Annotated in this window: 10 protein-coding genes and 1 pseudogene; 4 read left to right on the top strand and 7 right to left on the bottom strand. The window is 43.5% G+C overall.

Features of this window, described 5'->3' with window-relative positions:
* Positions 1-176: 176 nt before the first annotated feature.
* Positions 177-332: pseudogene (locus tag AACT19_RS15095) on the top strand (IS110 family transposase); the annotation flags it as partial.
* A gap of 22 nt (positions 333-354) precedes the next feature.
* Here AACT19_RS15095 and AACT19_RS15090 read toward each other — a convergent pair.
* The 6 genes from AACT19_RS15090 to artP form a co-directional block, all read right to left on the bottom strand.
* Entirely contained in the window at positions 355-858 is a 504-nt protein-coding gene (locus tag AACT19_RS15090) for a DUF4236 domain-containing protein (protein WP_076647053.1), read from the bottom strand.
* 164 nt (positions 859-1,022) lie between these two features.
* Positions 1,023-2,213 (bottom strand): HEPN-associated N-terminal domain-containing protein, encoded by a 1,191-nt coding sequence (locus AACT19_RS15085; protein WP_076647051.1) that lies wholly within the window; start codon positions 2,211-2,213, stop codon positions 1,023-1,025.
* Positions 2,214-2,533: 320 nt separating this feature from the next.
* A complete protein-coding gene (gene artM / locus AACT19_RS15080) occupies positions 2,534-3,202 on the bottom strand; it encodes an arginine ABC transporter permease ArtM (RefSeq protein ID WP_048615841.1) in 669 nt (222 codons plus the stop codon).
* Complete coding sequence (artQ, locus tag AACT19_RS15075) at positions 3,199-3,885, bottom strand: arginine ABC transporter permease ArtQ (protein WP_017083621.1); 687 nt, start codon at positions 3,883-3,885, stop codon at positions 3,199-3,201. Before artQ ends, artM begins: the two co-directional genes overlap by 4 nt.
* A gap of 3 nt (positions 3,886-3,888) precedes the next feature.
* Entirely contained in the window at positions 3,889-4,620 is a 732-nt protein-coding gene (locus AACT19_RS15070) for a lysine/arginine/ornithine ABC transporter substrate-binding protein (RefSeq protein WP_004733839.1), read from the bottom strand.
* Positions 4,621-4,742: 122 nt separating this feature from the next.
* Positions 4,743-5,471, bottom strand: coding sequence for an arginine ABC transporter ATP-binding protein ArtP (gene artP / locus AACT19_RS15065; protein ID WP_004733840.1), 729 nt, complete (start codon positions 5,469-5,471; stop codon positions 4,743-4,745).
* Between the two features lie 583 nt (positions 5,472-6,054).
* Between artP and AACT19_RS15060 the strand changes: the two genes are divergently transcribed.
* Both AACT19_RS15060 and AACT19_RS15055 read left to right on the top strand, forming a co-directional pair.
* Entirely contained in the window at positions 6,055-7,878 is a 1,824-nt protein-coding gene (locus tag AACT19_RS15060) for an ABC transporter ATP-binding protein/permease (protein ID WP_076647049.1), read from the top strand.
* A gap of 242 nt (positions 7,879-8,120) precedes the next feature.
* The gene (locus AACT19_RS15055) at positions 8,121-8,585 is read left to right on the top strand and encodes an acyl-CoA thioesterase (RefSeq protein WP_016786146.1); all 465 of its coding nucleotides are present in this window, start codon (positions 8,121-8,123) and stop codon (positions 8,583-8,585) included.
* A 178-nt stretch (positions 8,586-8,763) separates the two neighbouring features.
* Here the strand turns inward: AACT19_RS15055 and AACT19_RS15050 are convergent, their stop codons facing one another.
* Positions 8,764-11,019, bottom strand: coding sequence for a peptidase U32 family protein (locus AACT19_RS15050; protein ID WP_017083618.1), 2,256 nt, complete (start codon positions 11,017-11,019; stop codon positions 8,764-8,766).
* A 173-nt stretch (positions 11,020-11,192) separates the two neighbouring features.
* Between AACT19_RS15050 and AACT19_RS15045 the strand changes: the two genes are divergently transcribed.
* The gene (locus tag AACT19_RS15045; RefSeq protein WP_029404955.1) at positions 11,193-11,789 is read left to right on the top strand and encodes a glutathione S-transferase; all 597 of its coding nucleotides are present in this window, start codon (positions 11,193-11,195) and stop codon (positions 11,787-11,789) included.
* Positions 11,790-11,831: the final 42 nt, after the last annotated feature.

Genomic DNA, 11,831 nt, shown 5'->3' with positions numbered 1-11,831 from the left:
GCGACCTAACGAATGACATGGATTCCCCCTCCCGAGGATCTGTCACACTTATGTGGTACTTATATGCATCGGAGGCACCATGTCTGATTATTCTTATTTCTGCGGTATCGACCTAGCTAAAAACCACTTCAGTCTTCATGCCGTAGACCAAGATGGTAAGGTCATACTTATAGGACAGTAACCCCGTATTCAAAGCAACTTATACTCGGCTTTTAGTTGCTGGAAAGCCTAAGAAGGTCGCAATAATCGCGTGTGTTCGAAAGATGGTTGTAACCGTTAACTCTATGCTGAGAGATGGCGCCATGTGGGATGAAAACACAGCAAAAAACTAATCATTGACGCCATAGTCGTTTGTTATGACTTAGGACTTGATAGGTACTCTGAAGCAACCCAGCCTTTTATACCATTGCCTTCCACTAATGCCCAACTACTATTAGTTTTCAAGACCACAACCTCATCACCAGCTACTAATTGGTTGATAACCTTTGAGTTTAGGGTTGCCTCTGCACGCACACGTAAACTTTTGGCCTCTACCGTACTCACAGATACAGCAGGTTCCGAGGGAGAACTAAAAAAGTTCACCGCTAAGAAAAATGTAACGATAACGGCTAACACCTTACCGAAGAGGGAACCTCCATTTTCGGTTTGTGAGCTGCTCTCATTAAAACTGTTACTCTCGGATAAATTCTGACTATATGAAAGCCCAGAACCTGGAATTCCGACTGTTGCTTTCACACCCTTTTTACCAATATTTACGGTAGCACCTGACTTGCCGATAGAGGTACTAACACCGCTTTTGCTAAGATTGACATGAAGTCCTGGTGCAATTTTTATACGTTTACGAAATTTAAATCCCATGATTTTCCTAGACTACCTAACCAGAAATATTGTGTGAGTCATAACGCCCAATTAAGGTGTGAAGCACGCTACCACAGAACCCAATTTGACTACTGTAAACACTGAACTAAACCCAAACCAAAAATGCCAAGCGTGCTGAATCACTCTTAAATTGTTTGTTATACCTATATGTACCGTTTGGGGTTAATCCTTTTCACATTAACAAGCTTCAACAAGCCTTTATCTTCAGACTGCTCAACACAATCACGGTTATCGCAAAAAATCACTATTGCATTTCTTCCTTTTAACTTGGAGCTAGGATAGATAATGCCGTCAATTCTGTTTTCATCCGATGTTGTATGAATATACCTAAAATGTTCACTTACTACCTGTGTCGGTACATAATCAATATGTTCAAGACCATCCTTTGATACAGGAGCAGTAAAGTCATCTAGAAACTCATAAATAAAGCTCAGTTTATGGCGATAGCTCCTATCTACCCCACTAAAGAAGCCCTTAAAACTGGGTAATTTACTGAAATCAACTATTCGTACATCTCTGGCTAATTCGAAACTCCCAACTGTAGCCACTTTGTCTTCATTAGTTAGCTCATATGTTTCTGCGATCGCTGTTCGCCTATCAAATGCTCCGTAAAACATTGAGATACCGGAGGGACTCATTCTGTTCGCGTAAACGGCATACTCTACTGACGGGGCACCTAATTGTTTGGCACTAGTTAACTTTTCCTTTCGCGGGTGAACTCGAACTCGTAATACAGTGCTGCCAGCAGGCAGTGTTTTATAAAGGTTTAAAGAATCAATAATTCCACTAAGAGAGTCCATGAAATATTGCGCAGGAATCTCTTCATACCCCAGGCAATCTTTTTCTTCGACTGAACGATAAAAAGAGTAACGTGATTTGTGCTTTACTAATTCAACAAACCTTTTCCAACCGAAGCTATAAGCTTGCGAAGGTGACAGCTGATAAAAGTCTTGCTTACACCATTGTTTATCACCCAAAGAAGAAATAATGTCATCTTGCAGATCCATGCTTTCAATCGGAATACCGAGCCTTGCCAGCAAATCGTCTGAATCAAAAACGTCACCACACCAGCCACGATCCCATGCTACCCCAACATTATTCGGGTCCCCATACTCCTGAAATACACATGAGACAAAGTGCTCCATCATTAAATCGAAGTGAACTACGTTCCGCAGCTTGTTACCGCAATAGTCACACTCTCCTCTATAGCCTTTTTTACGTACTAAGCTCGCTAAATCTTCATCACCTATACATACAGAGCATAGGAATTTATCCCCAACGGAGTAGAAGCCTCTTTCCTCCTCCTCCATCCAAAAGTTTTTAACTCTTCCCATAATTACAAATCTCAAAATATAGGTATAACAGCTATTAGACAGAAAAATTCTGCATTTAAATACAGAATTATTCTATCTAGTTTCATATGGGCGGAACTCTACCACAATTAATCACCGTATTTCAGTGACTTAAAACATGGATAGACTCATTGAATGACAAAATGCAGACTATTTCCATATAGTATGATTTTCGTAAAAACTCCGACCAACTGGATATAAACACAGCGCTCCACAGATACCCCAAAACACAAAAAAACCTGCCATCTATGCGAACATAAATGGCAGGCTTTATACGTTAATTAAACTTGTTAGTGGCTAGCTTACGCCGCTTCGAATGCGAGGGCTTTCTTCTCTACCTGACGGAAGATCAGCGTTAGTATGCCGTTTACTGCTAGGTAGAATGCGCCAGCAATGCCGAACACGGTGAGCGTGTCGTAGGTTTGGCCGTTAATACGCTGAGCGTAGCCCATCAAATCCATGATGGTGATGGTGCTTGCCAGTGACGTGCCTTTGAAGACTAGAATCACTTCGTTCGAGTAAGCTGGAACGGCGCGACGTAGAGCGTATGGCAGTAACACTTTAAGCGTTGCGACTTTGTCCATGCCAAGTGCACGACACGCTTCCCACTGACCTGCTGGAATCGCGTTGAATGCACCTCTGAACAGTAGCGTGCTGTATGCGGCAGTGTTCAAAGCTAATGCTAACATTGCACAGAACCAAGGTTGACTTAACCAAGTCCACATGAAGCTTTCACGAATCCAATCGAACTGACCCGGGCCGTAATACACCAAGAAGATCTGGACCAATAATGGTGTGCCGGTGAACAGCGTGATGATGCCACGAGTGAACCAGTGAATCGCAGGTATTCTTAAGATTAGCGTTACTGTCATCAGCAGTGACAAGATACAACCAACAAGTAATGAAGCGCCTGTGAGTTGAAGACTGGTCACTAAGCCTTCAAGCATTTGAGAGAGGTATTGTTGATTCATGCCATTGCCCCTTTGTTACCCAAACCTTGAATAGAGAACTTACCATCAATCACTTTTACTAATCTTTGTGTGATTAAAGTGATGACCAAGTAGATTGCTGCGGCTGTCGCGTACCAAGTAAATGCTTCGTGCGTTGCCGCTGATGTTAATTGTGCTTGTTTCAGCAAATCCGTTACGCCAATCAGTGATACTAACGCGGTGTCTTTCAGTAACACTAACCATTGGTTGGTTAACCCTGGTAGCGCGTGTCTTACCGCTTGAGGTAATACGATACGAAAGAATGAACGTGATTGAGAGATACCAAGCGCGCTTGCTGCTTCTCTCTGCCCTTTGCTTACTGCTTTCAAAGCACCACGGATGGTTTGTGAAGCGTAAGAAGCAAAGATAAGTGACAGTGCAACAACACCAGATAAGAACGGGCTCACTTCTATGAAGTCGCCAGTGATCATGAACAGAACTTGTGTCGAACCAAAGTAGATAAACAGTACGACCAGAATTTCTGGTAAACCACGAACAATCGTCACAAATGCAGTCGTTGGCCATTTGATTGCAATACGACGAGACATCTCACCACTTGCAAACAAAACTGCTAGAACCAATCCAACCAATAGGCTTACGAATGCAAGTTGAACAGTCATCCAGCTTGCTTCGACGAGTCCTAAAGAGTAACCCGTTAATTCCATAAATTACTTACCGAAGTACTTGTTGAAGATCTTGTCGTATTCGCCGTTCGCTTTCACTGCTGCAAGTGCAACGTTAAGCTGGTCTACAAGTTCTTGGTTGCTCTTGTTTACTGCGATACCAAAGCCGTTACCGAAGTACTCTTGGTTTGTTACTTGGTCGCCAACATACGTTAGGTTGTCTTCTTTCTTGAACCATTCTGCTACAACGGCTGTGTCACCAAATACAGAATCGATACGACCGTTTTTCATGTCGATGAATGCATCTTGGTAGCTTGAGTAAGGTACCGCTGTTACGCCAGTCATTTGCTCAAGCAGGAAGCTCTGGTGAGTAGAACCGTTTTGAACACCAACACGCTTACCTTCTAGTGCTGCTTGGTCTGCTACTTTGCCTTCGAAAGAGATGAATGCTGCAGAGTTGTCGTAGTATGCGTTAGAGAAGTTCACTTGTTTAAGACGCGCTTCTGTGATGTCCATTGCTGAGATAGCCGCATCGTAACGTTTGAATTTAAGTGCAGGGATCAAGCTATCGAATGCTTGGTTGTGGAAAGTACACGTTGCTTTCAGCTCTTCACAAAGTGCGTTTGCTAAGTCTACGTCAAAACCTTGAATTTGGTTGTTCTCATCCATGTATTCGAATGGTGCGTACGTTGCTTCCATTGCGAATTTGATTTCTTCTTGCGCCGCTGCGTTGAAAGAAGCAAGGCCGATAAGTGAAGCTAGTAGAATCTTTTTCATTTTGTTACTCCGAATACTGTTTGATAGCGGCCTGTGGCCATTCTTATAATTTGATTGTTTTGATCGATGTTGTGTTTAGCTAAATCTAGAGAGTTACGTGAATCTTATGCGTTAACTCAGATTTAATGAGTCAAATACTCGGCAAACTCAGGTGTCTGCGGATTAACGAATGAATCACTGGTGCCGTGTTCAACGATGTACCCTTTCTCTAGGTACAGAACGTGGCTAGCAATCTTCTTCGCGAAGTCGACTTCGTGCGTCACGACTACTTGGGTAATGCCCGTTCCGCTCAATTCTTTAATAATGCTCACGACTTGGTTGGTGATCTCAGGATCAAGCGCCGCTGTTGGTTCATCAAACAACAACACATCCGGTTTCATCATCAGCGCACGTGCAATCGCAACACGCTGTTGTTGACCGCCAGACAGTTGAAGTGGCCAAGCGTCTGCTTTGTCGGCAAGTTGAAGTGTCTTTAGTACTTCTTGAGCTTGCTTAATCGCTTCTTGCTTATCCAAACCCGCAACTTTGGTTGGTGCTTCAATCAAGTTTTCCATCACCGTCATGTGTGGCCACAAGTTGTATTGCTGGAACACCATGCCGACTTTACGACGCAGTTTAAGCCCTTGCTTCTCTTGGATCTGACCAGCAAAGTCGAATTGCTCGTTAGCAATGTCTAATTCGCCGTTGTCCGCGATTTCTAGCAGGTTCAAAACTCGCAGTAGTGAACTCTTGCCTGCGCCGCTTGGGCCAAGCAATACCAAGGTTTCGCCACTCTCACAGTCGAAACTGATGTCGTGAAGAACTTGGGTATCACCGTATGATTTGTTGATGCTCTTTACTTGAATACTCATGCCACAATACTGCATTAATTGTCATTTGTTGGTTATTCTATTCAATCCGAGGTTTTATGCAAGAAAAATGTATAAAAAACTACTTTGTTGAATTTTTGTAACAAATATTGCACAAAAAACAGTCGCTATAACTGGTCTTACAACCAAAAATTGCAAGCTATTGATAAGGTTAGTATCGAGATAAAAAGCAAACGTTTTTCTATCAATTTATAAATCATAACTCGATTACTAGTTTATGAACGCACTCCCCTATTAACGCTAATTTACTTGCATAAAAATTAGGGTTAAACCCCCTACTTTCCTATCGAACTGACTGGATCAGAATGCTTAGTTTTCCTTTAATGTCGTTTCGAACTATGCACTTGGTGATGATGAAATATTGGAAATTGAGTTTCCTAGGGAGCGTCACAGCGCAATAAATGCTTTAATGGGTTCTATTCTCAACAACAAGTACTTCCCAGCGAACAACACGCAGTACAGGCAATAAGTCATAAACCATAAGCAATTAGCCATAAGCAATTAGCCATAAGCAATAAGTAACAAGCCATCTATTTTTAAAGCGACAACACATTAAGGCAGTCATATGCAAAACGATGTCTCTTCTGCGCTCGACTCAACTCAGCGCTCGACTCAAAAAGCGCCAGAACCCAAACCTGAGAAAAAAAGCCTCAGTATTTTGTTTGAGCTGAGTAAATTCATTCAGCCTTATAAAGGTCGTGTTATTGCTGCGTTGATCGCGTTGATCTTCACGGCGAGCTTAACCCTTTCAGTCGGACACGGTATTCGCCTTCTTATCGACCAAGGTTTTAGCCAACAATCACTCTCAGATTTAGGCAGTGCGATTCAATTCATCATGGTCGTGGTCGTATTAATCTCGATTGGTACTTTCTTCCGCTTCTATTTGGTTTCTTCTGTTGGGGAACGTGTGAGTGCGGACATTCGCTTGTCGGTTTTCAATCATGTCGTGACGCTGCACCCGAGTTACTTTGAAACCAATGGCAGTGGCGACATCATGTCGCGAATCACCACGGATACCACTCTGCTTCAAAGCATCATTGGTTCATCGTTCTCTATGGCGATGCGCAGCGCGTTGATGTGTATTGGTGCAATCATCATGCTGTTTGCGACCAATATTAAGCTGACGTTGATTGTATTGGCCTCGGTGCCATTTATCTTGATTCCGATCCTTGTCTATGGGCGCCGTGTAAGAGCTTTATCTCGCCAAAGCCAAGATTCGATGTCTGATGTCGGCTCTTATGCAGGTGAAGCGATTGAACACATTAAAACCGTCCAAAGCTATAGCCGAGAAGCGCAAGAGAAAGCGTCATTCGCGGTTGAAGTGGAAAAGGCTTATGAGATTGGTCGCCAGCGTGTAAAACAGCGCGCGATACTTATCTCTGGTGTGATTGTTATCGTGTTCAGCGCAATATCAGGCATGCTGTGGGTTGGTGGTAGTGATGTCATCAACGGCACCATGTCAGCGGGTGACTTAGCGGCATTTGTCTTCTATGCCATTATGGTCGCTTCGTCATTAGGTACCATTTCTGAAGTGATGGGTGAACTGCAACGTGCGGCAGGTGCGACCGAGCGATTAATCGAAATCCTACAAGTTGAAAGCCATATTGTTGCGCCAGTAGCGAACCCAACATCACTAGATAAGGTGACACCAGAAGTCGCTTTTGACGATGTGACCTTCTGTTACCCTTCAAGACCCGACCAGCCCGCAACAAGTAACCTCACACTGACTGCCCATGAAGGCAAAGTGTTGGCACTGGTTGGCCCATCTGGCGCGGGTAAAACTACCCTGTTCGAACTGCTGCAACGTTTCTACGACCCGCAAGTGGGTAAAGTCACGTTAGGCGGTGTTGAGCTGAATCAGTTTGATCCTAACGAGCTAAGAAAGCAGATGGCATTGGTTCCACAGCAACCAGCTCTGTTCAGTAACGATGTGTTCCACAACATTCGCTACGGAAACCCGAAAGCAACGGACGAACAAGTGATCGAAGCAGCTAAAAAAGCACACGCACATGAGTTCATCCAAAACCTACCTGAGGGCTATCACAGCTTTCTTGGTGAACGCGGTGTTAGGCTTTCTGGTGGCCAGAGACAACGTATTGCGATTGCTCGTGCCATCCTAAAAGATCCAAACATTCTATTGTTGGACGAAGCAACCAGTGCGCTAGACAGCGAAAGTGAGCATCACGTACAACAAGCGTTAGAAGAGTTAATGCGTGGTAGAACGACAATCATCATCGCCCATCGATTATCAACAATTAAACACGCCGACCAGATTGCAGTGCTCGATAAAGGACAGCTAGTAGACATCGGCGACCACCAGTCTCTCATCAATAGCTGCGAATTGTACCAACGCTTAGTTGAACTGCAATTCAAACACCTTAATGCGTAATCATTGAGTGAATGTGCGTAAGTCGTTTGTTTAGTGAGACACTAATCAATAAGTAACGGAAAGTTAAGTCACTGACATTGTGTGGTTTCAAGCTTCAAAAACTTAAATCACACGTGTTGCAGTTTTGTTAATTTAGCGGTAGGGTTTTTATTCCAATAACAACTTATCCCGATGAAGGATAAGTCGATAACATTAATTACCCAGATAACATTAACTACACAGATAACAATAAGAGAGTTCGCATGGAAGCACTATTATCTGACTACCCGGTAGTAACAGAAATCCCTGTCGCTTGGGGAGAAATGGACGCACTCAATCACGTTAACAACGCCGTATATTTTCGCTATTTCGAAACCGCTCGCTTAGATTTCTTTAAGCACGTTGAGCTGATGGAAGAGATGGCGATTACCAAAGTTGGCCCTGTTCTTGGTGACACTTACTGTAAGTATTTCCGCCCAGTCACGTATCCAGATACCTTAATGATTGGCTCTCGTGTCACTGATATTCAAGATGACCGATTCACCATGGAATACGCGATTGTCAGTAAAACTCAGCAGAAACTGACGACCATAGGCACCGCGACTATCGTGATGTTTGATTTTGCTTCAAATCAAAAAGCTCTGCTCTCGCTGCGCTTAACCAACGAAATTGAAAAGATGAACACGTTGAAAAGCCCATGCTTCAAACAAGAAGCCGTGACGGAATAACGTATTTGCTGATTCAAATGCTCAGATACAAAAGGCCACTCGATTGAGTGGCCTTTTGTTTATTGGTTCAAAGTGTTTATAAGCGGTTATAAGCGGCTATAAACGGTTATAAGCGGTTAATACTTATAGATCTTGAATGCTGAACGCTCTTTGCCTTAGAAGCTATAAACCTTACAGCCTATAGACCTTGAACGTACTGAGCATTAGTTCGAACTTCAACCATCTGTTCTAGGTTCTGTTGTGAACCATCAACACCGTTAATCAAACCTTGGAAATGTTTAATCAACTCTACTTTGTCTTGTACTTCTTTCGAACCCGCGCCGATGTTGGTCAGGTCAATGAAGAACTCGTCGAATAGACCTGAGAAATCCGTTACAGCGTCATGGTTTAAGAACTGCTCGTGGTTGTAAATGCTTGGGTAGCCACCCTTCTGTTTATCAACCGCGAAAGAGATGCCTTTCACGTTGGTAATAGTGGTCGCTTTCTCACACTTCAACATACAACCGGCTTCAATGCTTGGCTTGTTACAACCCACGGTTCTTTGGAAGAAACACTGGCGGCTGGTCATCATCAAGATTGGGTGGTAGATGCTGTAGAACAGTTTGAAGTTCTCTGGGCGGCGAATATGACGAATCTGACCTTTGTTGATCTCGTTCGAAATGAAAGCACCAGCACAATTCAGCTCTTCTTTCAGCGTAACCAGTGCGTGAGAGTTTGTGGTGTTCATGAATGGGCCAGCAACCCACTCAATTCCCATCTCGTAAGCTTTGTAAGCAATACCCGTGTTGTTGGTTACGATGCGAGCTGGCTTGATCTCTTCAAGAATACGAACCGCTTCGTCGTAATCTTTACCGATCAATACTGCTGGGAACCAAGGAATCAAACGGGGGTTGGCTGCCAAGATGTCGATGTACTTGTTACAACGCTTCTTGAAGCTTTCAGGCAGTTTGAAGTAAACATCCGCGTCAGTTACGTCACACAGGTGCAAGTCTTCCACATCAGCGATAAGCATCGACATGGTTGGCTTCTCGTTAACCTTCGGTTGCTGAGGCAGTGCTGGCACTTCAACGTGCTTAATCACTTTCACAGAACCGTTTAAGATGAAATCGATTTCGTCTTTTAAGACCGACACTTCTTTCAAAGGAAGAATCAGACCTTCATCTAAGTTGTCGTAGTTACAGTTTTCAAGCGTATGAACAGCACTCTTCACTGATTTGAAACGCTTCTCAAGTAACGCCTGAGTAATCGCAGTCTCTTTAGCTGTTGCCAATAATGATTGAGATTGAACTGTAAAGTTTTCTTTTGGTGTGTTCACTGTCACCGTAAATGGTTGACCCACCTTAGCGCTAAACGACAATGACACGGGTGTTTTACGAATATCAAGGAACTCGATCTTGTCGCGCATTTCGCTGCCTAGGGCATTTTTCGCTTCATAAAGATCGCTGGTCACTTCTTGGATTTGTACCACTGAGATTTCATTGTTCTCTTTCGTCGCTTTATCAACGGCGTAGTTCATGCTGTTGTCACGAGGATTATCAATGAACATGTCTTTCGTTAGGTTGCCCTTAAGGAAAGAGTTAGTGAAATCACGGTTGAATACTTTGTGCAGGTTTGAATCGTCTTCGATCAACAAACCACTTTCTACAAAGCTATCAATTTGTTTGCGCCACGTATCAACCACTGTGTATACGTAGTGTGCGCCTTTGATACGGCCTTCAACTTTCAATGAGTCGACTTTCGCGTCAACCAATTCAGGTAGGTCGTAGTACGCTGAATTATCTTTCAGGTTCAGTGGAAACTTGTTTCCTGCATCAGTGATTTCGTATTCATCACGACATGCTTGGCTACAACGACCACGGTTACCTGAGTTACCCACACTTACTGAGCTTGAGTAACATTGGCCAGAGAATGCGATACACAAAGCGCCATGTACAAACACTTCGGTTAGAACATCGTGATCGTGTGCCACTTCCGTCAGCATTTTGATTTCTGGCAGATTCAATTCACGAGACAAGTTAACGCGTGTTGCGCCAATTTTAGACAAGAACTTAATCTGGCCTTCGTTGTGTGTCGTTAACTGAGTCGATGCGTGAACATCTAACGATGGAAAATGCTTTTTCACCAAATCGAACAAACCAAGATCTTGGACGATGATGCCATCAAGCTTAGTGTTCACAAGCTGGTTCAACAGTTTAGTGATGCTCTTAATTTCATGCTCCAGCAGCACAACGTTAAGAGTCAGAAACACTTCACAACCGTATTCATGAGCAAGGCGAATCACACCATTCAACTCATCTAACGATAGGTTAGAGGCTCTGTTACGAGCGTTGAAGGTGTCTAAACCGCAATAAACCGCATTAGCACCTGCTACGATAGCTGCTTTAATCGCCTCTACATCGCCACCTGGGGCTAATAACTCAATCTTTCTGCTCATTTTTGAAGTCGCTCACTTACTTATAATTTTTAAGCCGCGTATTCTACCTACATCACGATCTCTTTACCACCTAACAACACTTTTCAAACTAAATGACCTCAATAATGCCAAACGAATTCGATTTACCTATCCTTTATTCTTTACGTCGCTGCCCTTACGCCATGCGCGGACGAATAGGCATCGCACTATCACAGCAAAAAGTGTTACTTCGAGAAATCGTTACCAAAGACAAGCCTAGTGAACTATTGGCCAGTTCGCCAAAAGGTACCGTTCCGGTATTGGTGTTGCCAAATGGACAAATCATTGAGCAGAGCTTGGATGTGATGAACTGGGCACTTCAGCAAAACGATCCTCAAGATCTTCTGCGTTCAAGTAATCCAACACTGAGCCAACAAGTCCACCAGCTCATAAAAACCAACGATGAAGATTTTATTGGCCTCTTAGAAAAGTACAGAGCGTCTGTTCGTTACCGAAACATCGATGTTGAACAACGTCGACAAGCCTGCGAAGCGTTCATTAGTCAGTTAGAAGCGCTACTCACCGATCAGCCCTACTTTTTCGGAGAAACCCCAAGCTTAGCCGACTTTGCCGTGATGCCTTTTGTCAGCCAGTTTGTGCGGGTCGAAAAGAAGTGGTTTGTGCAATCTGAATACCAAAACGTAGGACGTTGGTTAAGAGCGCACTTGGAAAGTAAGCTCTACACTCAAGTCATGAAGCAATACCCTTTGTGGAATGAAACCAAGCAAGATTGTGTTTTTGGATACCAGTAAGTATCTATGAATTGCTGGAGATAACTCTAGATTACCGAAGAT

The sequence above is a fragment of the Vibrio sp. 10N.222.47.A9 genome, assembly GCF_963872585.1.
GTDB lineage: Bacteria > Pseudomonadota > Gammaproteobacteria > Enterobacterales > Vibrionaceae > Vibrio > Vibrio splendidus.
This window is presented reverse-complemented; position numbering and strand designations above follow the sequence as displayed.

Excerpts from the sequence above, each read along its gene's own strand:
- AACT19_RS15060 (WP_076647049.1), top strand. The coding sequence starts at position 6,055 with ATGCAAAACGATGTCTCTTCTGCGCTCGACTCAACTCAGCGCTCGACT.
- artM (WP_048615841.1), bottom strand. The coding sequence starts at position 3,202 with ATGAATCAACAATACCTCTCTCAAATGCTTGAAGGCTTAGTGACCAGT.
- AACT19_RS15085 (WP_076647051.1), bottom strand. The coding sequence starts at position 2,213 with ATGGGAAGAGTTAAAAACTTTTGGATGGAGGAGGAGGAAAGAGGCTTC.
- AACT19_RS15055 (WP_016786146.1), top strand. The coding sequence starts at position 8,121 with ATGGAAGCACTATTATCTGACTACCCGGTAGTAACAGAAATCCCTGTC.
- AACT19_RS15090 (WP_076647053.1), bottom strand. The coding sequence starts at position 858 with ATGGGATTTAAATTTCGTAAACGTATAAAAATTGCACCAGGACTTCAT.
- artP (WP_004733840.1), bottom strand. The coding sequence starts at position 5,471 with ATGAGTATTCAAGTAAAGAGCATCAACAAATCATACGGTGATACCCAA.
- AACT19_RS15050 (WP_017083618.1), bottom strand. The coding sequence starts at position 11,019 with ATGAGCAGAAAGATTGAGTTATTAGCCCCAGGTGGCGATGTAGAGGCG.
- artQ (WP_017083621.1), bottom strand. The coding sequence starts at position 3,885 with ATGGAATTAACGGGTTACTCTTTAGGACTCGTCGAAGCAAGCTGGATG.
- AACT19_RS15070 (WP_004733839.1), bottom strand. The coding sequence starts at position 4,620 with ATGAAAAAGATTCTACTAGCTTCACTTATCGGCCTTGCTTCTTTCAAC.